The 23,882-nt window shown below is 66.9% G+C and carries 17 protein-coding genes; 11 read left to right on the plus strand and 6 right to left on the minus strand.

Annotated features, from left to right (window positions below):
• Positions 1-124: 124 nt before the first annotated feature.
• From ACE3QW_RS05790 to ACE3QW_RS05815, 6 genes are all read right to left on the minus strand, one after another.
• Entirely contained in the window at positions 125-970 is an 846-nt protein-coding gene (locus tag ACE3QW_RS05790; RefSeq protein WP_029556277.1) for an ABC transporter ATP-binding protein, read from the minus strand.
• A gap of 133 nt (positions 971-1,103) precedes the next feature.
• Positions 1,104-2,384, minus strand: a complete 1,281-nt coding sequence (locus ACE3QW_RS05795) for an ABC transporter substrate-binding protein (protein ID WP_029556278.1) — start codon at positions 2,382-2,384, stop codon at positions 1,104-1,106.
• A 77-nt stretch (positions 2,385-2,461) separates the two neighbouring features.
• Complete coding sequence (locus ACE3QW_RS05800; protein ID WP_374250795.1) at positions 2,462-3,532, minus strand: branched-chain amino acid ABC transporter permease; 1,071 nt, start codon at positions 3,530-3,532, stop codon at positions 2,462-2,464.
• Between the two features lie 4 nt (positions 3,533-3,536).
• Positions 3,537-4,430 (minus strand): branched-chain amino acid ABC transporter permease, encoded by an 894-nt coding sequence (locus ACE3QW_RS05805; protein ID WP_024276586.1) that lies wholly within the window; start codon positions 4,428-4,430, stop codon positions 3,537-3,539.
• On the minus strand, positions 4,430-6,379 hold the full coding sequence (locus tag ACE3QW_RS05810; RefSeq protein ID WP_374250796.1) for a long-chain fatty acid--CoA ligase: 1,950 nt from the start codon (positions 6,377-6,379) through the stop codon (positions 4,430-4,432). The genes ACE3QW_RS05805 and ACE3QW_RS05810 overlap by 1 nt, the downstream gene beginning before the upstream one ends.
• A 22-nt stretch (positions 6,380-6,401) precedes the next feature.
• Positions 6,402-7,250, minus strand: coding sequence for an ABC transporter ATP-binding protein (locus tag ACE3QW_RS05815; protein ID WP_245279297.1), 849 nt, complete (start codon positions 7,248-7,250; stop codon positions 6,402-6,404).
• A gap of 169 nt (positions 7,251-7,419) precedes the next feature.
• On the opposite strand from ACE3QW_RS05815, the gene ACE3QW_RS05820 reads away from it, so the two are divergent.
• The 11 genes from ACE3QW_RS05820 to ACE3QW_RS05870 all read left to right on the plus strand — a co-directional run bounded on the left by ACE3QW_RS05820 (position 7,420) and on the right by ACE3QW_RS05870 (position 23,813).
• Complete coding sequence (locus ACE3QW_RS05820; protein ID WP_374250797.1) at positions 7,420-9,051, plus strand: AMP-binding protein; 1,632 nt, start codon at positions 7,420-7,422, stop codon at positions 9,049-9,051.
• A 308-nt stretch (positions 9,052-9,359) separates the two neighbouring features.
• Entirely contained in the window at positions 9,360-10,046 is a 687-nt protein-coding gene (locus ACE3QW_RS05825; RefSeq protein WP_374250798.1) for a TetR/AcrR family transcriptional regulator, read from the plus strand.
• 308 nt (positions 10,047-10,354) lie between these two features.
• On the plus strand, positions 10,355-11,962 hold the full coding sequence (locus tag ACE3QW_RS05830) for a carboxyl transferase domain-containing protein (protein WP_374250799.1): 1,608 nt from the start codon (positions 10,355-10,357) through the stop codon (positions 11,960-11,962).
• Between the two features lie 25 nt (positions 11,963-11,987).
• On the plus strand, positions 11,988-12,776 hold the full coding sequence (locus ACE3QW_RS05835; protein WP_374250800.1) for an enoyl-CoA hydratase/isomerase family protein: 789 nt from the start codon (positions 11,988-11,990) through the stop codon (positions 12,774-12,776).
• On the plus strand, positions 12,773-14,773 hold the full coding sequence (locus ACE3QW_RS05840; RefSeq protein ID WP_374250801.1) for an acetyl-CoA carboxylase biotin carboxylase subunit: 2,001 nt from the start codon (positions 12,773-12,775) through the stop codon (positions 14,771-14,773). The genes ACE3QW_RS05835 and ACE3QW_RS05840 overlap by 4 nt, the downstream gene beginning before the upstream one ends.
• Positions 14,773-15,678, plus strand: a complete 906-nt coding sequence (locus tag ACE3QW_RS05845) for a hydroxymethylglutaryl-CoA lyase (protein ID WP_374250802.1) — start codon at positions 14,773-14,775, stop codon at positions 15,676-15,678. The genes ACE3QW_RS05840 and ACE3QW_RS05845 overlap by 1 nt, the downstream gene beginning before the upstream one ends.
• 157 nt (positions 15,679-15,835) lie before the next feature.
• The gene (locus ACE3QW_RS05850; protein WP_374250803.1) at positions 15,836-16,540 is read left to right on the plus strand and encodes an alginate O-acetyltransferase AlgF; all 705 of its coding nucleotides are present in this window, start codon (positions 15,836-15,838) and stop codon (positions 16,538-16,540) included.
• 9 nt (positions 16,541-16,549) lie between these two features.
• Positions 16,550-17,935, plus strand: coding sequence for an MBOAT family protein (locus ACE3QW_RS05855; protein WP_374250804.1), 1,386 nt, complete (start codon positions 16,550-16,552; stop codon positions 17,933-17,935).
• Positions 17,936-17,945: 10 nt separating this feature from the next.
• On the plus strand, positions 17,946-19,028 hold the full coding sequence (locus ACE3QW_RS05860) for a hypothetical protein (protein ID WP_374250805.1): 1,083 nt from the start codon (positions 17,946-17,948) through the stop codon (positions 19,026-19,028).
• Positions 19,025-20,041, plus strand: a complete 1,017-nt coding sequence (locus ACE3QW_RS05865; protein ID WP_374250806.1) for a twin-arginine translocation pathway signal — start codon at positions 19,025-19,027, stop codon at positions 20,039-20,041. Before ACE3QW_RS05860 ends, ACE3QW_RS05865 begins: the two co-directional genes overlap by 4 nt.
• A 187-nt stretch (positions 20,042-20,228) precedes the next feature.
• The gene (locus tag ACE3QW_RS05870; RefSeq protein ID WP_374250807.1) at positions 20,229-23,813 is read left to right on the plus strand and encodes a tetratricopeptide repeat protein; all 3,585 of its coding nucleotides are present in this window, start codon (positions 20,229-20,231) and stop codon (positions 23,811-23,813) included.
• Positions 23,814-23,882 lie beyond the last annotated feature (69 nt).

A 23,882-nucleotide genomic window follows, 5' to 3' on the forward strand; every position in this document is an offset into this window, starting at 1 on the left:
CCCGGCCATCCACGTCGGGCCGCCGGAGAAATGGTTGGTAGTGTTCCCGGCCGCTCCACGTGGATGGCCGGGACAAGCCCGGCCATGACGCCGTGCTGTTCAGATCGCGGCGCCCCCGCTAGCCTCAGAGCCACCGTTTCCGGCGCTTGAAGCTCTTCAGGTTCTTGAAGCTCTTGCGCTCCTCGCCGCCGCCCTGGCCGAGGTAGAATTCCTTCACGTCCTCGTTGGTCGCCAGCATCTCGGCACTGCCATCGAGCACGATCTTGCCCTGCTCCATGATGTAGCCGTAGTCCGCCACGGAGAGCGCCACGCGGGCGTTCTGCTCCACCAGGAGGATGGTGACGCCGAGGTCCTGGTTCAGCTTCTTGATGATGGAGAACACCTCCTTCACCAGAAGCGGCGACAGGCCCATGGAGGGCTCGTCCATGAGGATGAGCTTGGGGCGGGACATGATGGCCCGGCCGATGGCCAGCATCTGCTGCTCGCCGCCCGAGAGATAGCCGGCAAGGCCGGTGCGCTCCTTCAGGCGGGGGAAGTATTCGTAGACGCGCTCGATGTCGCTCTTCACCTCGTTGTCGCGCCGGGTGAAGGCGCCGAGGCGGAGGTTCTCGAGGCAGGTCATGTCGGCGATGATGCGGCGGCCTTCCATCACCTGGAAGATGCCGCGGCGAACGATCCTATCCGGCTCGATGCCGTTGATGCGCTCGCCCATGAAGGTCACGTCGCCACGGGTGATCTCGCCGTCCTCGGTCTTCAGGAGGCCGGAGATCGCCTTCAGCGTGGTGGACTTGCCGGCGCCGTTGGAGCCGAGCAAAGCGACGATCTGGCCCTTCGGCACCTTCAGGGAAAGGCCGCGCAGGACGAGGATGACGTCGTTGTAGACCACCTCGATATTGTCCACCGACAGGAGCGGGGGCGCGGTCTCGGCGGCGGGTTCGAACTTCAGTGCGGCCTCGGCCATGGCATTCATCCTCATCGCACCGTCATGCCCGGGCTTGTCCCGGGCATCCACGTCGTCCCGCAGGAGCCGACCGCGCCAGATGCGCCCGGCCGTCCCACGTGGATGGCCGGGACAAGCCCGGCCATGACGCCCTGTTAAAGCCTCACCAGCCCTGCAGTTCCGTCTTGCGCGGCAGGTCGATGGTGGCGACCTTTTCGAGCTTGATGGTGCCGGCCTTCACGAGGTCGGCCACGGAGGCGTCCGTGGGGCCCGTCACCACGGAGCGGTAGAGGTCCACGCGGGTGGTGGGGCGGTGGTCGGTGGCGGTCCAGGTGGAGGGATTGCACACGCCGTCCATGCCCTTCGGCACCCAGTCCTTCTTCTGGTACATGCCGTCGCGGATCTTCACGCCGGTCACGCCGCCGTTCTTGTCCGCCCACTCCATGGCTTCCTTCATGTAGAGGGCGGTGCAGATGGCCGCGAGATAGTGCACCGGGCGATAGGCCGCGCCCGAGGCATCCGACATCTTGGAAATCTCCTTGGCGGTGGCAAGGCCGGGCGCCGAGCCGTTCCAGGTCACGGCGGTGCGCACCGGGAAGACGACGCCGTTGGCGGCCTCGCCGGCGGCCTTCATGGCGTTCTCGTCCATGCCCCACACGTTGCCGAGGAACTGCACGTCCACACCGGCGGTCTTGCACGCCTTCAGCACCGAGATGTTGGAGCCGGCGGTGTTGCCGAGATACGCGTAGTTGGCGCCGGACTGCTTCAGCGTCAGGCACTGGGGCGTGTAGTCACCCGGCGTGAGGGCGAAGGTGATGGGATCGAGCACCTCGAAGCCGAGCGACTTGGCATATTCCGCCGCCGCTTCCTTGGGCGAGTTCGGGTAGGGGTGGTTGGCGCCCATATGGACCCACTTGGGCTTGCCGGGCTTGCCCTTCTTCTTCCAGTCGTCGGCGGCCCACTGCACCATGGCGCGGGCGGCGTCCGAATAGGACGGGCCGTAGAAGAAGTTGAACGGCGCGGCGCGCTCGCTCTTGGCGTTCACCTTGCCCACGGGATCGGTGAGGGAGGCGGAGTAGGAGCCCGAGTAATAGGGGATCTCCTCCTTCGTCACCATGCCCACGAGGGCTTCGGTATCGGCGGTGCCCCAGCCCTGGATGGCGACCACCTTGTCGGTGCCCACCCACTTCTTGAAGGCGGCCAGCGCGCGGGGCACCTGGTAGCCGTATTCGTTGAAGTCGGAATTGATCTTCTTGCCGTTGACGCCGCCATTGGCATTGATCCAGGCGATGGTGTCCTGGATGCCCTGACCGTAGGGCTGGCCCACGTCCGAGGTGCCGCCGGAATAGTCGGCGAGATGGCCGATGTTGATCGACTGCGCGAGCGCGGGCGTCGCTGCGGCAATCGCCAACGCAGAGACGAGGGAAAGGGTCAGTCGCTTCATCTGTGGCTCCTTGGGTTTCCTCTTGCGCCGGGCGGTCTGCGCCGCCTCGGCTCGGGTTTCGTCGGGACCTGAACGCGTCAATAGGAGAAGGGATAGAGCTTCCAGTAGGCCTTGATAAGGCGCCAGCGGTGGGCGAGGCCGTCCGGCTCGAAGATGAGGAAGAGGATGATGGTGAGGCCGATCAGCATCTCGCGCATGTAGGTGATGCCGTCTTTGAGGTGCAGCGCCTGGTCGATGGCCGAGCCCTGCAGCGCGGATGCGAGCCAGCCGGTGGCCTCGGGCAGCAGCACCATGAACACGGTGCCCATCAGCGAGCCCATGATGGAGCCGAGCCCGCCGATGATGATCATGCCGAGGAACTGGATGGAGAAGAGGATGTCGAGCCCCTCCACCGACATGAAGCCCACATAGTGCGCATAGAGCGCCCCGCCGATACCGGCGTAGAAGGACGAGATGCCGAACGCCATGGTGCGATACTTGGTGAGGTTCACGCCCATCATCTCGGCGGAGAGATAATGGTCGCGCACGGCGATCAGCGCCCGCCCGTCGCGGCTGCGCATGAGATTGGTGGCGCCGATGTAGCCGATGACCACGAAGAACAGCACCACGTAGAAATAGCGCGCATCGCCCGACATGTCGTAGCCGAACAGGGTGAAGGGCGCGGCGATGGCGCCGTGGGTGCCGCCGGTGAACCATTCGGCGCGCACGAAGAAGTCCTGCAGGATGAACTGGGCGGCGAGCGTCGCGATGGCGAGGTAGAGCCCCTTCACCCGTGCCGCCGGCAGGCCGAAGATGAGGCCCACCACAGTGGTCCACAGCCCCGCCAGCACGATGGCGAAGAGCACCGGCACGCCCTTGTTGGCCAGATAAGCGGAGGCGAAACCGCCGAAGCCGAAGAACACCGCGTGGCCGATGGAGATCTGCCCGGAAAATCCGACCAGGATGTTCAGCCCCAGCGCGGCGATGCCGAGATAGCCGATCTGGATCATCAGGCTCAGCACGTAGCGCGAGGCGAACAGCGGCGTGCAGCACAGGGCCGCGATGGCGAGGATGACGAAGATCAGCGTCAGCCGCGTCTGGAAGATGGTCTGGTCGGCCTTGTAGCTGGTGCGATAGTCGCCGCACGGCCGCAGGGAGGTGAGCGCCATGACCTCAGACCCTCTCGATGTCGCGGGTGCCGAACAGCCCGTAGGGCTTGATCATCAGGATGATGATCAGGGCGTAGAAGGGGATGATCTCGTAGAGGTTGCCCCACTTCAGATACTGGCTGTCCACGTATTGGCCGAGGTTTTCCAGGAGGCCGACGATGAGACCGCCCACCACCGCGCCGAACACGCTGTCGAGGCCGCCGAGGATCACCGCCGGGAACACCTTGATGCCGAAGTAGGAGAGCGCCGACGACACGCCGTTGACGATGCCCACCACCACGCCGGCCACCGCTGAAACCGCCGCCGAGATACCCCAAGAGAGCGCGAACACCTGGCGCACCGAGATGCCGAGGGACTGTGCCACCTGCTGGGAGAAGGCGGTGGCCCGCATGGCGAGGCCGAGCCGCGAGTACTTAAAGAACCAGGCGAAGCCCGCCATGATCGCGAGGCTGACGCCCGTGGACATGAGATAGGCCGTCTGCACCTGCAGCCCCAGGATGTTCACCTGTGCCACCGGGAAGATGGGCGGGAACGGCTGCGCGAAGGTGCCGAACATCCACTTCATCAGCGCCTGGAAGAAGATGGAGAGGCCGATCGTCACCATGATGACGGAGATGATCGGCTCGCCGATGAGCGGGCGCAGCACGATCATTTGCACGGCGATGCCGAACACCATCATGAAGCAGACGGCGATGAGGAAGCCCCAGAAGAAGGGGATGTTCCAGGCGGTCAGCAGCCACCAGCAGGTCCAGGCGCCGATGAGCAGGAACTCGCCCTGGGCGAAGTTCACCACCTGCGAGGCCTTGTAGATGAGCACGAAGCACATGCCGACCACGCCATAGAGCGTGCCGATGATGAGCCCGTTGATGATGAGCTGAAGCAGGAGCTGGGATTGCATCACGCCGCCCTCTTTTTTCCGTCATCCTTCACCGGCGGCGGGGCGCCGAGGTCGATGACGTCTAGCTTGGTCTTGATCCGCTGGCGGGTGCCGTCCTGGAAGGTGATGGTGGTGTCCACGTCGATCACCTTCTGCCCCTCGTACATGGCATCGATGATGGTGCCGTAGCGCTCGTTGATGACGCCGCGGCGCACCTTGCGGGTGCGGGTCAGCTCGCCGTCGTCGGCGTCCAGCTCCTTGTAAAGCAGGAGGAAACGGCCGATGCGCTGCTTCTCGGCGAGCGTCCGGTTCACCCCCTCCACTTCCTTCTTCAGAAGCGCGATGACTTCGGGCCGCGCCGAGAGGTCCGTATAGGTGGTGAACGAGATGCGGTTCTTCTCCGCCCACTTGGAGACGATGGAGAAGCGGATGCAGATGAGCGCCGCCAAGCTGTCGCGCCCGTCGCCCAGCACGACCGCTTCGGCCACGTAAGGCGAGAACTTCAGCTTGTTCTCGATATATTGCGGCGAGAAGCGATCATTGTGCGAGGTCTTCGCCATGTCGCGGATGCGGTCGATGACGACGAGATGGCCCTTGCCATTGAAGAAGCCGGCATCACCCGTGCGCATCCAGCCTTCCTCGGCGAAGGACTTTTTCGTTTCCTCGTCGTTGCGGAAGTAGCCGGTGAACATGTTGGCGTGGCGGGTGACCACCTCGCCGAGGCCGTTGGGATCGGGATCGTCGATGCGGATCTCGACGCCCTCGAACGGCACGCCCACCGTGTCGAAATCGACGTCCTTTTCCTTGTGTAGCGTGTAGGCGCCGAGCAGTTCGGTCTGGCCGTAGAGCTGGCGCATGGGCACGCCCAGCGCGAGGAAGAAGCGGAAGGTGTCCGGCCCCAATGCCGCGCCGCCCGTGGCGGCGGATTTCAGGTGCGAGAAGCCGAGGCGGTCGCGCAGGGCCCTGAACAGGATGAAGTCGGCGAGGGGGGAGCGCCGCCCCTCGTCCAGCGCCTTGAGGCCGAGCTTCATGCCGAGGTCGAACATGCCGCGCTTCAGGGCGGAGGAATCCATCATGCGCGAGCGCACATCGGCGGCAATCTGCTCCCACACGCGTGGAGCGAACAGCACGAAGGAGGGGCCGATCTCCCGCATGTCGGCCATCAGCGTCTCCTGCTCCTCCACGAAGTTCACCTTCATGCGGGAGATGAGCGCCTGACCGAAGGCGTAGATCTGCTCCATGATCCACGGCATCTGCAGAACACTGACGTATTCGTCGGTGGGCAGGCGCGGGTCCATGTCCAGATAGGCCCGGCAATGCCTCAGCAGCGCGCCGCCTGTGAGCATGGCGAGCTTGGGGTGGGAGGTGGTGCCCGAGGTGGTGCAGAGGATGGCCACATCCTCGCCCTTGCCGGCATCCACGAGGCGGTCATAGGCGCCGGCATCGCGGGCAGCCACCTCGGCGCCGCGCTTCTCCAGCTCCTTCAGCGAGATGAGGCGCGGATCGTCATATTTGCGGATGCCGCGCGGGTCGGAATAGACGATGTGCCGGACGGTGGGGATCTTCTCGTCGAGCGAGAGCAGCTTGTCGACCTGCTCCTCGTCCTCGGCGAAGACCACCGCAACATCTGCGTAAGTGACGAGATAGGCCACCTCGTCGCCCAGCGCATCGCGATAGATGCCGAGGCTCATGCCGCCGATGGCATGGGCGGCGATCTCGCCCATCAGCCATTCCGGCCGGTTGTCGCCGATGAGGCCGATCACGTCACCGCGGGAGACGCCGAGCGTGGTGAGCCCGAGGGTCATGTCGCGCACACGGGTCGCGACCTCGCCCCAGGTGTAGGAAATCCAGATGCCGAGGTCCTTCTCGCGCAGCCACGTCTCGCCGGCGTGGGCTTTCGCGTTCAGCCGCAGCAGCTTCGGCAGGGTGTCGTGGACCGTGACGTCGGGATAGGCGGGAATGGGAGCCATGGTGCGCCTCAGCCTTGCCGCATCATGCGGACACGGCGGCGGGCGCCGCCTCTTCGATCTCAAGATCCTCCTCGCCGAGGTAGGCCTTGCGAACGTGCGGATCGGCCAGCACGGCGGCGGGCTCGCCCTCCACCAGCTTGCGGCCGAAATCGAGCACCATCACCCGGTGGGAGATGTCCATCACCACGCCCATGTCATGCTCGATCATGATGATCGTCATGCCCCATTCCTCGTTGAGATCGACGATGTAGCGGGCCATGTCCTCCTTCTCTTCGAGATTCATGCCCGCCATGGGCTCGTCGAGGAGAATGAGCTTGGGCTCCAGCGCCACCGCGCGGGCGAGTTCCACGCGCTTGCGAAGCCCGTAGGAGAGGGTGCCGGCGGTGGCCTTGCGCACATGCTGGATATCGAGGAAGTCGATGACCTCCTCCACCTTGCGGCGATGCTCCAGCTCTTCCTTCTGCGCGCCGCCGATCCAGTAGAGCGCACCGGTGAAGAAGTTGTTCTTCAGGAGGTGATGGCGGCCGACCATGATGTTGTCGAGCACGCTCATGTGACTGAACAGCGCGAGGTTCTGGAAGGTGCGGCCGATGCCGATCTCGGCGCGGCGATTGGGCTTCAGCTTGGTCACGTCGGCGCCATCGAACACCACGCGCCCGTCGCTCGGCGTGTAGCGGCCGGAGATGCAGTTCAGCATGGATGTCTTGCCGGCGCCGTTGGGGCCGATGATGGAGAACAGCTCGCCGGGGCGCACATGGAAGCTCACATCGGACAGCGCCTTGAGGCCTCCGAAGCGGAGCGAGATGTTCTGCACATCAAGCAGGGCAGACACGCCCGTGGCAGCTCCGGCCGAAGCGGCAGGTAGCGACATGGTCCCCTCCCTATCCCGCATCGCGGGTTGGCTTCTATGAGCCGCTATCTCATATTATGAGACGCTGATTGATTTCATTATCGAGCGACCGTTTGAATCTTTCAAGCGAGACTTAAGGCGATCGCGAAAAATATTGCGGTCGATTTGAATTCGTCTCACATAATAAGACATGCTTGCGTCTTCCGATCCGGACTCGGGCCCCAAGGGCGCCCAAAGCTTGTCCCGGGCCATTTCGGTCCTGCGGGCCGTGGCCGGTGCGCCGTCCCATGGCGCGCGCCTCGCGGAACTCGTCGAGGGCACCGGGCTTTCCAAGGCCACCGCCCATCGTCTTGCCGCGGCGCTCGTTCACGAGGGCTTACTGGCCTATGACGCGGCGAGCCGGTTCTACACCTTCGGCGAATTCTTCCTGGAGATGAGCAATCGGGCCGGGAAACCTCCGGCCTCAGGCACGCCACAGCCTGACCCCGCGCCCAATCCGAGCCTGTACCAAAGGCCGGAATATTGCGGGAACGCCATATCCCTCGCTCACCTGCTCTGCGACCGGCACCTGCCGGGCAAGCGCGCCCTTCCGGCCATGATCCACGAATCGGTATCGGGCCAGACCTCGGAACTGAGCTTCGGCAGGCTGTCGGACTATTCATCGCGGTTTGCCCGTGTCCTGACGTCCGTCGGCATCAGGAAGGGCGACCGCGTCGCCGTGATGCTGCCCAAGGGCGTTGAACTGATCATTGCGGCCCTCGCAATCTGGCGGGTCGGCGCGGTCTACATGCCGCTCTTTTCCACCTATTCCGCATCGGCCGTGAATGCCCGTCTGGAGGCGGGCGGCGCGAAGGCGATCGTCGCAGATCGCGTGCTGGTCGAGCGCGCCCGCAAGTACATCACGCCATCCACTCCTGTCTTTCTCGTGGAGGGAGACCATATCAACCGCATAGAAGGGCGCCTCACGCAGTTCTGGTCGTCGATCTACGAGGCGGAGCCGCTGGCCGAAGCCGCCACCTATGGCGAAAACGACCCGTTCATCATGACCTATTCGGCCAAGGTGGTGGAACCGAGATACGGCATCCTGACCCCCGTCCGCGCCCTGGCCGAAATCGAGCAATACATGCGCCACGGGCTCGACGTCCGTGACGAGGACGTATTCTGGAACATGACCGACCAGGGTTGGGAGTACGGCGTTTTCTACGGTCTCGTCGGCCCGCTCCTGATCGGCAAGTCCATCCTGTTCTGCGACGGGCCCTACGACGTCTCGCAAGGCTACCGTGTCCTGTCGAAGTTCCGCGTCACCAACCTTACCGCCGCCCCGTCACAGATCCGGGCCTGGCGCCGCGGCGATCCCGTCGCGGCATCGCATCGTCTCGCGCTGCGCATCGTCACCGTGGGCGGCGAGCCCCTGCCCCAGGACATCATCTCCTGGGTCACGCAGAAGCTCGGCGTGCCGCTGGTGAACCAGTATGGCCACCGCGAAGCGGGCATGATCGTCGGCATGAAGCATGACCCGCATGATCCCCGCTCCCTCGATCGTGTGTCCGTCGGCCGGGTCGCGCCCGGATTTTCCCTCGTCGTCCTCGACGAGACGGGCGCCGAGCTGGGCGTGGGCGCGGAGGGAATACTGGCGATCCACGTTCCGCGCTCGCCGCTCTTCTGGTTTCGCGCCTACAGCCAGGACGAAACGGCGACGGAGGCCAGATTTCGGTTCGGCCGCGACTATTACATCACCGGGGATACCGGCCACGTGGATGCAGACGGCTGCGTCCACTACGCCGGAGAAGCATCCCACGCCATTTCGATGCACAAGGATTGAGAGGTCACGCCCGCAGGGTGGCCATGTCGTCATCTCCCCATCCGGCGCTCCGCGCTGTGCGGCGGACCGGGTGCGTTGTCCGATTTCTCGGCCCGGTCGTTTCGCCGGTTTGGTTAAACAATCAAGCGTTCTTTTTTATTGTGGTCAAGCGGCATTTCGTGTCGCAAGATGATCTTGCATCGTGGGGGCTGGGCTCGCACTCTGCCACCCGGATCGCAGCCGGATTGCGCGTTCGCGCAGTCCGCTGGCGCAATGAAGACACCCGGGCCGGACCTTTGAAGGGCCGGGACATCGAACGTTAAAAGGCAATGGCGCGCACCATCGGTTCCAACGGCGCACGCACCGCCGAAGCCATCCGGCAGGCGGGCGTCAAGCTCATCTACAAGCATGGCTATGAGGCCATGAGCCTGCGGCAGCTGGCGGCCGAGGTGGGCCTTCAGTCCGGCTCGCTCTACAAATATTTCGACAACAAGCAGACCCTGCTGTTCGACATCGTGCGCGACCACATGGAGGATCTGCTCGGCAAGGCCGAGGCGGACCTCGCCGGCATCGAAGACCCGCTGGCGCGTCTCAGGGTCTTCTGCGCCTTCCACCTGCGCTACCACATGACGCGGCTCGCCCACGTCTTCATCGCCAACATGGAAATCCGCAGCCTCGACGAGGCGCATCGCGCCGTCGTGGTCGGCCTGCGCCGGCGCTATGAGGGGCTGCTGGAGGGCATCCTGCGCCAGGGTGCGGCGCAAGGCGTGTTCGAGGTGCGCGAGCCCAAGGTCGCCACCTACGCCATCATCTCCATGCTCACCGGCATCTGCATGTGGTACCTGCCCGGCGGCCGATTGAGCCAGGACGAGATCGTCGACACCTATACGGCGCTGGTCATCGGCGGCGTCACCGGAGGGGCCCCGCTTCAGCCCCTCGCAGCCCCCGCGGAGCTTCCGGTACATGAGAAGCCGACGCGCCGGCCCGCCTCTGTCCCCAAGGCCGCGCGGACGTGATGGGACGGCGCGCCGTCCCTCGAAAATGACAGCGCGAAAGCCCTTGCGCCTCCAATAAAAAAACGTACGATCGTTTCCAAGCCGGCATCGACCGGCGCCGAGGGAGACGCCCGAGCCGCCTTGCGCCCAGCTGCGCGGGCATCGGCGCGCTTTGCCTCCGGCTGCCCCGCTGCCGGTTCGCGAGAGCCGGGCTCCTCGAGGATCGTCGGTCCTTGTGGAGGTCGTTTCTCTTGAGGCGAAAGGGCGTGCGCTCCGGCCGATCATCGGTCCGGCGGTCGTGCGCCCGGGCATTGGGGGCGAGAGCGCTCATGGCGATCATCGAGGATGCGGTCGACCGCCGCTCCGACGCATTCCGCCGCAACCGCGAGGCGCTGGAAGCCTCCGTTGCGGAGCTTCGGTCCGTCGTGGAAAAGGTGGCGGAGGGTGGCGGCGCCGTCGCCCGCGAGCGCCACCTGAAGCGCGGCAAGCTGCTGCCGCGGGACCGTATCCGCACGCTGCTCGACACCGGCTCGCCCTTCCTGGAATTCAGCCAGCTCGCCGGCTACGGCATGTATGACGACGAGGTGCCCGCCGCCGGCATCATCACCGGCATCGGCCGCGTCTCGGGCCGCGAATGCGTCATCGTCACCAACGATGCCACGGTGAAGGGCGGCACCTATTTCCCCATGACGGTGAAGAAGCATCTGCGCGCCCAGCGCGTCGCGCAGGAAAACCACCTGCCGTGCATCTACCTCGTGGATTCCGGCGGCGCGAACCTGCCGAACCAGGACGAGGTCTTCCCCGACCGCGAGCATTTCGGCCGCATCTTCTTCAATCAGGCCAACATGTCGGCACAGGGCATCCCGCAGATCGCGGTGGTGATGGGCTCCTGCACCGCCGGCGGCGCCTATGTGCCGGCCATGGCCGACCAGTCCATCATGGTGAAGAACCAGGCCACCATCTTCCTCGGCGGCCCGCCGCTGGTGAAGGCGGCCACGGGCGAGGTCGTCACCGCCGAGGAGCTGGGCGGTGCGGAGGTCCACACCCGCACCTCCGGCGTCGCCGACCACATGGCGGAGAACGACGCCCATGCGCTGGGCATCGCCCGCGCCATCGTCGCCGACCTCAACACCACGAAGGCTCATTCCCTCGACATCCGCGAGCCGCGCGCGCCGCTCTACGATGCGAAGGAGATTTACGGCGTCGTCTCGGCCGATCCCAAGCAGCCGTTCGACGTGCGCCAGATCATCGCCCGCATCGTGGACGGCTCCGAGTTCGACGAGTTCAAGCCGCTCTACGGGCCGACGCTGGTGACAGGCTTCGCCCGCATCTTCGGCTATCCCGTGGGCATCATCGCCAACAACGGCATCCTCTTCTCCGAGAGCGCGCTGAAGGGCGCGCACTTCGTGGAATTGTGCTGCCAGCGCAATATTCCCCTCGTCTTCCTGCAGAACATCACCGGCTTCATGGTGGGGCGGAAATATGAGGCGGGCGGCATCGCCAAGGATGGCGCGAAGTTCGTCACCGCCGTGTCCTGCGCGTCCGTGCCGAAGTTCACGGTGGTGATCGGCAATTCCTTCGGCGCCGGAAACTACGGCATGTGCGGGCGCGCTTTCGATCCGCGCTTCCTGTGGATGTGGCCCAATGCCCGCATCTCGGTGATGGGCGGCGAGCAGGCGGCGGGGGTGCTGGCGCAGGTGAAGCGCGACGGCATCGAGGGTCGCGGCGGCTCGTGGCCGGCAGAGGAGGAGGAAGCCTTCAAGGCGCCCATCCGCCACCAGTACGAGGTGCAGGGCCACCCCTATTATTCCTCGGCCCGGCTGTGGGACGACGGTGTGATCGACCCGGCCGACACCCGCATGGTGCTGGCCCTCGCTTTGTCCGCCGCCCTCAACGCCCCCGAGCAGGAGACACGCTTCGGCGTGTTCCGCATGTGATGGACGGGCGCGAAAGGCGAAATCCATGAGCCCGAGCACTGGCCTCACCACAACCGTCGAAGATGGCGTCGCCATCCTCACCCTCGACCGGCCGGAGGTGCGCAACGCCTTCGACGACGCGCTGATCGCCGCGCTGACGCAGGCCTATGAGGCGGCCATCGCGGACCCGTCGGCCGTCGCCATCCTGTTGCGCGCCAATGGGCCGGTCTTCTGCTCCGGCGGCGATCTCAACTGGATGCGCCGCATGGCCTCCTATTCGCGGGAGGAGAACCTTGCCGATGCGCTGGGCCTCGCGAAGCTCATGCGCACCATCGATCTCTCGCCGAAGCCCACCCTCGTGCGCATCCACGGTTCGGCCTTTGCCGGTGCCACCGGTCTCATCGCGGCCAGCGACATCGCGGTGGCGGTGCCGGAGGCGGAATTCGCCGTCACCGAGGTGCGCATCGGCCTCATCCCGGCGGTCATCAGCCCCTATCTGGTGCGGGCCATGGGGGCGCGGCAGGCGCGGCGCTATTTCCTCACCGCCGAGCGGTTTTCCGCTGCGACGGCGCTGGGGCTGGGCCTCGTTCATGAGGTGGTGCCCGCGGAGGAGCTGGACGCCGCCATCGCCCGCCATCTCAAGGCGCTGAAGGCGGCGAGCCCCGCCGCTGTGGCCGCCACCAAGGCGCTCGTCGCCGCCGTGGACAAGCCCCTCGACGACCACGTCATCACCGACACCGCCCATCGCATCGCCGACCAGCGCGCCAGCGCCGACGGCCGCGAGGGCGTCACCGCCTTCCTCGAAAAGAGAAAACCCAATTGGGGGGCCGCATGATCCGTCCCATCCGCACCCTGCTCGTCGCCAATCGCGGCGAGATCGCCGTGCGCGTGATGCGCACCGCCAAGGCTCTGGGCCTGCGCACCGTCGCCGTCTATTCGGAGGCGGACTCGGACGCGCTGCATGTGGCCGTGGCGGACGAGGCCTATCCCATCGGCCCGGCGCCGGCGCGCGAGAGCTATCTCAGGATCGACGCCATTCTCGACGCCGCGAAGAAGAGCGGGGCGGATGCCATCCATCCCGGCTACGGCTTCCTCTCCGAAAATGCCGCCTTCGCCGATGCCTGCGAACAGGCCGGCATCGTCTTCGTCGGCCCGCCCGCCTCGGCCATCCGCGCCATGGGCTCCAAGAGCGCCGCCAAGGCGCTGATGGAGAAGGCGGGCGTGCCGCTTGTGCCCGGCTATCATGGCGAGGATCAGGATGCGGGCCTGCTCGCCCGCGAGGCGGAGCGCATCGGCTTCCCGGTGCTCATCAAGGCCTCGGCCGGCGGCGGCGGCAAGGGCATGAAGGTGGTGCGCTCGGCCACCGAGTTCCCGGAGGCTTTGGCCTCCGCCCAGCGCGAGGCGAAGAGCGCCTTCGGCGACGACAAGGTGCTGGTGGAGAAATATCTCACCACCCCGCGCCACATCGAGGTGCAGGTCTTCGCCGACAGCCACGGCAATTGCGTCTATCTCCACGAGCGCGACTGCTCCATCCAGCGTCGCCACCAGAAGGTGGTGGAGGAAGCCCCTGCCCCCGGCATGACGCCGGAGCGCCGCGCCGCCATGGGCCAGGCGGCGGTGGATGCGGCCAAGGCAGTCGGCTATCGCGGCGCCGGCACGGTGGAGTTCATCGCCGAGGGCGAGCATTTCTATTTCATGGAGATGAACACCCGCCTTCAGGTGGAGCATCCGGTGACGGAAGCCATCACCGGTCAGGATCTGGTGCAATGGCAGATCCGCGTCGCGCAGGGCGAGACCCTGCCGCTGACGCAGGAGGAGATTCCCCTTGAGGGCCACGCCATCGAGGTGCGGCTCTATGCGGAGGACCCGGCGCGGGACTTCCTGCCTCAGGTGGGCCGGCTCGATCACCTCGTCCTGCCCTCCCATCTCGACCACACGCGGGTGGATACCGGCGTGCGGGCGGGGGATACGGTCTCCATTCACTACGATCCGATGATCGCCAAGATCATCGTCTCCGGCGCCGACCGGCTCGAAGCCGTGCGGCGGCTGGAGGCGGCGCTCGCCGCCACGGAAGTGGTGGGGCTCGCCACCAACCGGGTGTTCCTGAAGGCCATCGCCGCCCATCCGGCCTTTGCTGCGGCCGAACTCGACACCAATTTCATCGCCCGCCACCAGGACGTGCTGCTGCCCGCCCCAGCGCCGGTGGACGACATGGTGCTGGCCCTCGCCGCCCTCTCCATCCTGAAGGAGGAGGCGCGCCAGTCGGCGGAGACGGTGGATGCGGCCGATCCGTGGTCGCCCTGGGGCCTCGCGCCCGGCTGGCGGCTCAACCGCGACGCCCATGTGGACCTGACCTTTGCCGACCGCGAACGGCGCATCGACATCCGCGCCCATTTCCGCCCCCACGGCTTCATCCTGGCCTTGCCCGGCGGCGATATGGCGGTGGAGGGCGAGGCGGAAGCGGACGGCAGCCTGCGTGCCCGCCTCGACGGGGTGGCCCTTTCGGCGCGGGTGATCCGCACCGGCAACCGCCTCACCGTGTTCGTGCGCGGCGGAGAATATGCGGTGGATTTCATCGATCCCCGCCTCGCCTCGCAGGCCGCCACCGGCACCGCCGGCCGCCTCGTCGCGCCCATGCCTGGCACCATCATCCGCATCGCGGTGGAGGAAGGGCAGGAGGTGACGAAGGGCGCCGCTTTGGTGGTGGTCGAGGCGATGAAGATGGAGCATACCGTCGCCGCGCCGCGCGATGGCAAGGTGAAGGCGCTGAAATTCGCCGTGGGCGACCTCGTGGACGAGGGCGCCGAGCTTCTGGTTCTGGAGGACGCCTGATGGCCCGCCCCGCTTCCGTCCGCATCGTCGAGGTCGGCCCCCGCGACGGGCTGCAGAACGAACCGGGCATCGTGCCCCTCGATGCCAAGGTGGCGCTCATCGACGCCCTCGCCGACGCCGGGCTGAAGATGATCGAGGCCGGCTCGTTCGTTTCGCCCAAATGGGTGCCGCAGATGGCCGACACCGCCGAAGTGCTGGGCGCCATCAACCGCCGGGCCGGCGTGCGCTACACCGTGCTGGCGCCCAACCTGAAAGGGCTGGAGCTGGCGCTCGCCTGCGGCATCGAGGAGGTGGCGGTGTTCACCGCGGCCTCGGAGGCGTTCACGCAGAAAAACATCAACTGCACCATCGCCGAGAGCCTGGAGCGCTTCACCCCTCTCATCGATCTCGCCCGCGCACGGGGTGTCGCGGTGCGCGGCTATGTGAGCTGCGCGCTCGGCTGCCCCTATCAGGGCGAGGTGCCGGTGGCGAAGGTGGTGGAGGTGTCGGAAGCCCTCACCGCCATGGGCTGCTACGAGGTCTCGGTGAGCGACACCATCGGCGTCGGCACGCCCGACCAGGCGCAGGCGGTGACCGGAGCCGTCGCCGAACGCATCGGCCTGGAGCGCACCGCCATCCATTTCCACGACACCTACGGGCAGGCGCTGGCCAACGTGCTGGCCTGCCTCGATATCGGTGTCGCCAGCGTGGATTCGGCCGTGGCGGGGCTTGGCGGCTGTCCCTATGCCAAGGGCGCGTCCGGCAATCTCGCCACCGAGGATCTCGTCTACATGCTCAACGGCCTCGGCATCGAGACCGGCGTCGATCTCGACCGCCTCGCCGCCGCCGGCCGCGCGATCACCGCAGCGCTCGGTCGCACGCCGGCCTCCAAGGTCGCGCAGGCGCTGGCGGCCAAGTGTGCGTGACGACCGGCTGAGGCGGAGCTGGTGGCGTCGGCCGCCCTTATCCCGTAACCTTAACGGCAGTTGAAGGGGGCGCTCCGTTGCCTTGACGGGATGCAACCCCTAACTGTCGCCAAGTGAAACCGGCGCAGGGTCTGCCGGTCAGTCCGGGATCGCGCTCATGCTCGCGTCCAATGCCGCTTTGACCGTTTCGGGCCGCGCCATGCGGCGGTTCGCGCTGGCGACCTTTGCGCTTGCCGCTCTTGCTGCTCCTGCGGCTGCGCAGGAACTGACCCGTCTTTATGCGCCGAAGCCGCCCACCGGCTCGGCTTATGTCCGGGTGGTGGACCTTGCCGCGAGCGGCGCGCCCATCTCAATCGGCAGCGCGGCGGCTGCGGCCGTTCCCGCCGGCGACACCGCCACCATCTACCGCATCGTGAAGGGCGGTGCCCCGCTCGCCGTCAGCATTGCCGGCAAGCCGGCCGAGGGCGGCATCGTTCCGCCCGCCGATGCCTTCTCCACCGTCATCGTGCCGGCCTCGGGGCCCGCAGTGGTCATCACCGATCCCACCGAGGGCCGCAACGATCTGAAGGCGCAGCTGCGTGTCTACAATCTGGTGCCCGGCTGTGCGGCAAGCGTGGCAGTGGCGGATGGCGGTCCCGTCGTGTTCGAGGGCGTCGCCACCAACGACACCCGCCAGCGCGCCATCAATCCCATCGAGGCGGTTCTGGCGGCAAGCTGCGGAACGGCGGTGTCGCAGCCGCTGAAGCTGCCGCCCCTGAAGGCGGGCGACCATTACAGCCTGTTCCTCCTGCCCGGTGCCAACGGGCCGAAGCTGACGGGCCAGCGCGACGAGACGGAGCCCTATCGCGGGCCGGGCAACTGATCCGGCCCCATGGTCTTCGCCTCCGATAGCTTCCTCTTCCTGTTCCTCCCGGTCTTCCTCATCGTCTATGCGCTGACGCCGGGCATGGCGCGCAATGTCGCCATCCTCGCCTTTTCCTGGCTGTTCTATGCTTGGTGGCGGGCGGACTTCCTGCCGCTCATCGTCTCCATCGCCATCTGGTCGTGGGCGACGGGCCTGTGGATCTCCCGTGCCGAAGGGCGGGCGCGGGGCTGGGCGTTGTTCATCGGCATCGTCTGGCCGCTCGCGTCGCTGATCTGGTTCAAATACGCCAACATGCTGGTGCATTCGACCGAGGTGCTCACCGCCTCGGTCTGGGGCTGGCCGGGCGTGCTCTTGCCCATCGGGCTTTCCTTCTTCGTGTTCGGCGCCATCTCCTATTCCACGGACGTGTTCCGCGGGACGGTGAAGGCCGAGCCTTCGTTCGTGAACTATGCCACCTACCAGTCCATGTTCGGCCACCTCGTGGCGGGTCCGGTGGTGCGCTACGAATGGGTGGCGCAGCGCCTGAAGGAGCGCACCTTCCACCGCGCCGAATTCATGTTCGGCGTCGAGCGCTTCATGCTCGGCTTCGCCCAGAAGGTCCTGATCGCCGACACCCTCGCCCCCATGGTGGATGCCGGCTACGCCATCGCCCATCCCACCACGGCGGATGTGCTGCTCTCCGTCACCGGCTACACGCTCCAGCTCTATTTCGACTTCTCCGGCTACAGCGCCATGGCCATCGGCCTCGGCCTGATGGTGGGGCTGAAATTCCCGGAGAATTTCGACAACCCGTATCTCTCCACCTCACTGGCCGAGTTCTGGCGGCGCTGGCACATCTCGCTGTCGAGCTGGCTTAGGGACTATCTCTACATTCCCCTGGGCGGCAATCGCGGGTCCACGGGCCGCGTGTCCACCAACCTCCTCATCACCATGGGCCTCGGCGGCCTCTGGCATGGCGCGAGCTGGACCTTCCTCGTATGGGGCCTCTGGCATGGATTCGGGCTCATGGTCGGGCGGGTGTGGAAGAACCTCGGCCTGCCGGGAACGGGGGCGCTTGCGGGGCATGTCCTCACGCTCGCCTTCGTCATGGTCGGCTGGGCGCTGTTCCGCGCGCAGAGCTGGGCCGAGGCGGGGGTGATCTTTTCCGGCCTCGCTGGTACCAACGGCATCCCGCTGAGCCCGGCCATGGGCGCGGCCATTCGGCCGGTGGAGATCGCGACGGTCGTGCTCGGCATCGGCCTCGTCTATTTGCCGAAGTTCATGCGCATCGATCCCTCCGCGCCCAATCCCGGCCATTGGCTGCGCGCCTGGACGGCGCTGCCTTTGTTCCTGTTCGCCGTGCTGGTGCTGCAGGGGCGGATGGTGGTGCCCTTCCTCTATTTCCAGTTCTGAGGGGGGGACGATGCCGCATCTCGCCCGCGCCCTCGCAACCCTCGCCTTCCTGGCGCTGATGCTGACCGGCCTCGGCTTCGTCGCCATGCACCTGAAAGGCGAGGAGGCGCGCACGGCGCTCGCGGCGGCGGCGTCCCCCGAAAATGTCCTGACCGGCCGCTTCACCGCGGTGCTCGACAAGCAGATCACCGCGGCACTGCCCAAGCTGACGGGGCTGGAGGATGTGGTCTCCGGCCTCGGCTACAAGGTGCTGGGAGATGCCGGTGATCTTGTGCGCGCCGGCTGCCCCGGCTGGCTGTTCTACCGCGAGGAGATGATCGAGACGCCGCAGGCGCGGGCCAATTTCGAAACCCGGCTGAAGATCGCGGCGAAGATCCGCGACCAGTTCGCCGCGCGAAACGTCGCCCTCTTGGTGCTCCCCGTTCCGGACAAGGCGCTTCTGGCGGCCGATCATCTGTGCGGCGCCTCGGTCTCCGGCGAGGCGCGCTGGCGGTTTGATGCATGGTGGGCGCAGAGCCGCGCGCTGGGGCTCGATCAGGTGGAGATCGCGCCCGGCTTCCCCGGCGCCGACGGTTTCCTGCGCACCGACACCCATTGGAACGTCGCCGGCGCAAAGCTCGCCGCCGGGCGGGTGGCAGAGGCGGTGCGCAAGCGCATCGGTCCGGGCACGCAGAAGATCACCCTTTCGGAGAGCCCACCCCAGCCGCGCGTCGGCGACCTGATGCGGCTCGCCGGACTTGAGCGTACCTGGCGCTGGTCCGGCCCCGAGCCGGACCACGAGCCGGAGGTGTCCGCCGCCATCACCCGCACCGGTGGGCTGCTGGATGACGTACCGGGACCGCAGGTGGTGCTCGCCGGCTCGTCCTTCTCGCGCAATTCCGGCTTCCTCGACTTTCTCCAGGCCGCCTCAGGTTATGAGGTGGCGCAGAAGAGCCGCGACGGCTCCGGCTTTGCCGGCCAGCTTCTCGAACTTCTGATGGACGAGCCGCAGATTTTGACTGAAACGCGCCTCGTGGTGTGGGAATTCCCCATGCGGGCACTCACCCGGCCGCTGACGGATGTCGAGCGCCGCTTTCTGGGAGATGCGAAATGACGAAGGTCGCCGGTGCTGGACGCGCATTCACCCGCCGCCGCTTCCTGGCTGGAACCATGCTGGCGGGCGGCCTGCTGGCGGCGGGCATTGCCGGCCTGCCCACCCCGGCGGCGGCGCAGAACAGCGGCATCATCTCGGGCAAGGACGGCTGGTTGTTTCCCGGCTGGGAGAGCATCACCGTCCTCAACCGCGCCGGCATCACCGCCAACGTCGCGCTGCTGCAGGAGGCAAAGGCGGCGCTTGCGACGCGCAACGTGACGCTGATGGTCATGGTCGTGCCCATGAAGGCGCCCTTCTACAAGGAGAAGCTGCCGGACGGGACGGCGGTTTCCGCCGACGTCGCCGGCCAGTACGACTTCATCATCGACCAGCTGAGGAAGGCCGGCATCGACACCGTGGACCTGCGCCCGGCCTTGAAGTCGGTCCAGACAGGCAAGCAGACCAGCTTCTACCGAGCCGATTACCACTGGACCTCCTGGGCCTCCGAGGCGGCGGCGGATGCGGTGGCGCAGGCCATCAAAGCGAAGGTCGGCAAGCTCGCCGGCAGCCCGCCCGGTGACAAGCTCGGTGAATGGGTCACGCAACGTCATCTCGGCGATCTCGCCCAGCGTTTCCTGACACCGGACCAGCAGAAGCAGATCGGGCCGGACCTCTACACCGTGCGCACGCCGGCGCCGGCCAAGACCTCGCTAGTGGATTCGGCTCCCGCGCCGGTGCACATCATCGGCAACAGTTTCGTCCAGCCCTATCTCGGCTTCCCGCAGAAGCTGTCGAACGCCCTCGACCGGCCGGTGTCGCTCACCTGGAACCCGGGCAATGTCGGCCCGTGGGCGACCTTCCTGCAATACGTGACCTCGCCCGACTTCGCGAAGAGCCCGCCGCAGGTGCTGCTCTGGCAGTTCAACGAGGGACCGTTCCACAGCGGCCCGCAGGCGACGGACCAGTGGGACGTGCCCTCCATCATGCCCCCCCAGACTTGGCGCGACCGGATGCTGGCAGCGGTTCGCCGATAGAGATTTCGTTAAGGTCTCCTGCCGAAGTGTTAACGGCGCGCGCCGAACGCCTCCGCGCGCGCCGTTTTCGTTTACGCTTTGGCAACAAACGCGCCATCAAAGTAAATGATCCCTTTACGGCATCTGATTATTAACCCTGCCTGTTAAGGTTAACTGCCATTTAAGTAATCGATGCCAAGGTGGCCCCATGACCACCGCCATTCACTTCCGCACCTCCCCTGCGCTCACCCTCGACCGGGATCGGAAGAGGCTCCTGCGCGACATCGCTCTCGGCCACGTGCTGGCGACATCGATCGCGGCGCTGACGCTCGCGGCGGGACCGGCATGGGCGCAGTCGCCCCAGCCGTCGCAAGCACCGCAGACCCAGCAAGCGCCGCAGGCCCAGCAAGTGCCGCAGGCTCAGCAGGCGCCGCAGGCCCGGCAGGCCACCCCGGCGCCGCAGCCGCCGGAACTGACCGGAGCGGCGTGGGCGGCAGCGGATCGCGCCTATGCGGCCCAACGCGAGAAGAGATATGCGGACGTTGTGACCAATGCCCGCGAGGCGCTCAAGCTGCGCCCCGACGTGCCGCGGCTCTGGCTGCTGCTGATGGATGCGCTGGATGCCCAGGGCAAGACCGCCGAAGCGGTCGTCGCCGGCAACGCGGCCATCGCCGCCGGCATCACCGATCAGGCGCTCACGGCCCGGGTTCGCGCGCAGAGCCGCGTGCTGGCACAGGAGCCCTCTGTCGCCGCGAACAAGGCGCTGGAGGCATCCAACCCCAAGGCCGCCATCGAGCAGGCCCGCAAGGCCGTCGCGCTGGTGCCCGACGACCTCAGCTATCGCGTGCTGCTCGTCTACACGCTGCTCGCCGATGGCCAGCTGGAGGCGGCCGACAAGGCGGCGGGCGAAGCCATCCAGGTGGATCCGCAGTCTTTCCTGCCGCGCACGCTGCGCGGCTATGTCCGGCTACGCCTCGGCAAGGTGGCGGAGGCGGAACAGGATTTCGACACGGCATTGAAGGACGAGGTGCTCACCGGGCCCACCGCCCACGATGCGCGCCTCGTGATGGCGGATGCCGCCATCGCCGCCGGCCACCCCCAGCGGGCGATCAAGCTTCTGGAACCGGTGGAGCCCGATGCGGCGGTGCAGGCGCGCCTGCGTGTCGCCCGCGCGCAGGAGCGCAATCCGAAGATCGTTCCCGCCAACGCCACCCAGACGCTGCCGGTGCCGTTCCAGAAGTGCACCGACACGCCCTATGGCCCATCCTGCAGCCTCATCCCGGCGACCACGCCGCCCGGGGGCGGGGTCAGCGACACCCCCGGCTACGATGCCGCGCTCGAAGCCTTCGGCGCCTATCGCGAGGGTAATGACAACCTCTCCGAGGCCCGCATCCGGGAAGCGCTGAAGGAAAATCCCGGCAATGCCCAGTGGCGGCGCCTGCTGATCGATTCGCTCGATCGCTCCAAGAAGTACAAGGAGCTGGACGTCGCCATCCGCGACGCCATCAGCCAGGGCGACAACGACCCCTCTTTGATCGCCCTGCGCGCGGCCAACGACAAGCGCCTCGCCGAGCCGATGGCCGTGCAGGCCATCAAGGACATCGGCCGCGGCAAGGCCTCGACCGCCGTCACCTCGGCGCGGCAGGCGGTGGAGCGGGCGCCGGACGCGCTCATCTTCCGCATCGTCCTCATCGATGCGCTGATGGCCGCCGGCCAGTTCAAGGACGCGGAGACGGCGGCCTCGGGCGCCGTCGCGGACAATCCGAACGAGCCGCTGCCCCACATCCTGCGCGCGTGGCTGCTGCAGAAGACCGGCCAGCGCGACGAGGCGGCGCGCGAATTCGACACCGTGCTCAACAGCAACCTGCTGACCGACCTCGAGGAGCTGAACTACCGGCTCATCGCCGCGAACGCCGCCATGGCGGCCGGCAAGCCCGAGGAGGCGCTGAAGGCGCTCGAAGCGCTCGACGCCGACAAGAACAAGGAGGTCGGCGTCCTGCGCAAGCAGGCGGAGGCGCAGGTGAAGGCGCCGAACGCGACCAAGCCGTCCCTCCAGCAGCCCGCCGTGCTGTGCCAGCCGACCAGCTACGGCGTCATCTGCTCGGTGTTCGCCAATCCGCAGATGCAGGCGCCGGGCGTCGCCGGCCTCAATCCGGGCTCCCCCGGCTATGCCGCCGCCAGTGCCGCCTATGCCGCGTTCGGCCGCAAGGACTATGCGACCGCCATCGCCGAGGCGCGCCGCGCGGTGAATGCCGAGCCCGGCAACCGCAATTACCAGACCCTGCTGCTCAACGCCCTGTCATCGGCCGGCCGCTACGGCGAGGCCGAGGCGGTGGCGAGCCGGCTGCTCGCGGCGAGCCCGCGCGATGCCACCCTGCTGGTGCAGCGGGCCAACCTGCGCATGCAGGCCAAGGACTTCTCCGGCGCCGTCGCCGATTACAAGGCGGCGCTGGGCTCGCCCAACCTGCCGCCGGCCCAGGTGCGCATCGTGCGCCTCGGCCTCGCCGACGCGGCGCTGTCCGCCAAGCAGCCGGAAATCGCGATCTGGGCGCTTGAGCCCTACGCCAACGAGGACAGCTACGAGGTCCAGGCGCGCATCGGCTTCGCCTCCCTCGCACTCGACGACAAGGAAGGGGCGCTCGCGGCCTTCACCCGGGCCGCGGCCCGGGCGCGCACCCCGCAGGAGCGGATGGCGATGCTCTCCGCCCGCATCGGCGTGCTGTCCCAGCTCGGCCGCAAGGACGAGGCGCGTGCGCTGTTCCAGAATGCCTACAACAGCGGGGCCCTGCGCGGCCTGAAGGCGGTGGACCTCGCGGTGCTGGCGAGCCAGGCGGGCGAGGACGAGCTTGCCTACGAATACTTCTCCGAGGCGAACAGCCGCTGGCGGCTGCGCGGCACCAACCTCATCAATGCCGCGTACAATGCCCGCCGCACCTATCACAATGCGGAGGCGGTCGATTACTTCAAGTCGGCCATCGACGAGGCGCGGGACGGCAAGCTCCAGCTCGACCCGCAATATCTCTTCGGCCTCAGGCGCGAGGTGGCCGAGCTGACGCGCACCTGGGGCGCCTACGCTTCGGTGAGCTACGGCCCGGTGGGCGTGGCGCCCGGTTCCTTCCTCGTCCCGCAGACCTCGAACGGCTCCAACCACACGGTGGGTGCCGGCGGCGAAATCTACTGGCGCCCGCCGGGGATCGGCTATCGCGACGGCTCGATCTTCGAGCTGTTCGTGCGCGGCTTCGGCACGGTCTATGCGGACAATGGGGGAGCCACCGGCTTCGACACCATCCAGGGCTCCGTCGGTGCACGCTGGAAGCCGTTCTCGACCGAGAACCTGGTGTTTGAAATCTCCTACCTCTTCCCGGTCGGCCAGTATTCCCGCAACGATCTGCTGCTCCGCGCCGCCTATTCCAAGGCTGAGGGCACCGATCTTCGGGTCGACGTGGACAACTGGCGGGCCTGGCAGATCTATGCCGACTACAATTACTTCGTGAGCCTGCCGGAGACCGTGGCCACCTTCGAAGGGCGCTACGGCCAGGCCTTCCGGATGGACGCCATCTCCGACCATCTGGTGCTGTGGCCCTACCTCGCCATCGGCGGCGGCTACGACACCGCCTATGCGACACCGTTCGCCATGGGCATCGGTCCGGGCATCACCGCCCGCTACTGGTTCAACGAGGACGAATACACCGCTCCGCGCTCCTACCTCGACTTCACGCTCCAGTATCGCTGGAAGCTTGCGGGCGACGACCGGGCCCAGGGCATCTTCGCCGGCGCCTTCCTCTCCTACTGAGCGGAGAGACGGAACAAGCGCCTGAGGGAACAAGGGCTTGCGCCACATCAAGGCGCAGGCCGGCAGCCG

The sequence above is a fragment of the Xanthobacter sp. genome, assembly GCF_041911315.1.
GTDB lineage: Bacteria > Pseudomonadota > Alphaproteobacteria > Rhizobiales > Xanthobacteraceae > Xanthobacter > Xanthobacter aminoxidans.

Excerpts from the sequence above, each read along its gene's own strand:
- ACE3QW_RS05790 (WP_029556277.1), bottom strand. The coding sequence starts at position 970 with ATGAATGCCATGGCCGAGGCCGCACTGAAGTTCGAACCCGCCGCCGAG.
- ACE3QW_RS05795 (WP_029556278.1), bottom strand. The coding sequence starts at position 2,384 with ATGAAGCGACTGACCCTTTCCCTCGTCTCTGCGTTGGCGATTGCCGCA.
- ACE3QW_RS05800 (WP_374250795.1), bottom strand. The coding sequence starts at position 3,532 with ATGGCGCTCACCTCCCTGCGGCCGTGCGGCGACTATCGCACCAGCTAC.
- ACE3QW_RS05805 (WP_024276586.1), bottom strand. The coding sequence starts at position 4,430 with ATGCAATCCCAGCTCCTGCTTCAGCTCATCATCAACGGGCTCATCATC.
- ACE3QW_RS05810 (WP_374250796.1), bottom strand. The coding sequence starts at position 6,379 with ATGGCTCCCATTCCCGCCTATCCCGACGTCACGGTCCACGACACCCTG.
- ACE3QW_RS05815 (WP_245279297.1), bottom strand. The coding sequence starts at position 7,250 with ATGTCGCTACCTGCCGCTTCGGCCGGAGCTGCCACGGGCGTGTCTGCC.
- ACE3QW_RS05820 (WP_374250797.1), top strand. The coding sequence starts at position 7,420 with ATGCTTGCGTCTTCCGATCCGGACTCGGGCCCCAAGGGCGCCCAAAGC.
- ACE3QW_RS05825 (WP_374250798.1), top strand. The coding sequence starts at position 9,360 with ATGGCGCGCACCATCGGTTCCAACGGCGCACGCACCGCCGAAGCCATC.
- ACE3QW_RS05830 (WP_374250799.1), top strand. The coding sequence starts at position 10,355 with ATGGCGATCATCGAGGATGCGGTCGACCGCCGCTCCGACGCATTCCGC.
- ACE3QW_RS05835 (WP_374250800.1), top strand. The coding sequence starts at position 11,988 with ATGAGCCCGAGCACTGGCCTCACCACAACCGTCGAAGATGGCGTCGCC.
- ACE3QW_RS05840 (WP_374250801.1), top strand. The coding sequence starts at position 12,773 with ATGATCCGTCCCATCCGCACCCTGCTCGTCGCCAATCGCGGCGAGATC.
- ACE3QW_RS05845 (WP_374250802.1), top strand. The coding sequence starts at position 14,773 with ATGGCCCGCCCCGCTTCCGTCCGCATCGTCGAGGTCGGCCCCCGCGAC.
- ACE3QW_RS05850 (WP_374250803.1), top strand. The coding sequence starts at position 15,836 with ATGCTCGCGTCCAATGCCGCTTTGACCGTTTCGGGCCGCGCCATGCGG.
- ACE3QW_RS05855 (WP_374250804.1), top strand. The coding sequence starts at position 16,550 with ATGGTCTTCGCCTCCGATAGCTTCCTCTTCCTGTTCCTCCCGGTCTTC.
- ACE3QW_RS05860 (WP_374250805.1), top strand. The coding sequence starts at position 17,946 with ATGCCGCATCTCGCCCGCGCCCTCGCAACCCTCGCCTTCCTGGCGCTG.
- ACE3QW_RS05865 (WP_374250806.1), top strand. The coding sequence starts at position 19,025 with ATGACGAAGGTCGCCGGTGCTGGACGCGCATTCACCCGCCGCCGCTTC.
- ACE3QW_RS05870 (WP_374250807.1), top strand. The coding sequence starts at position 20,229 with ATGACCACCGCCATTCACTTCCGCACCTCCCCTGCGCTCACCCTCGAC.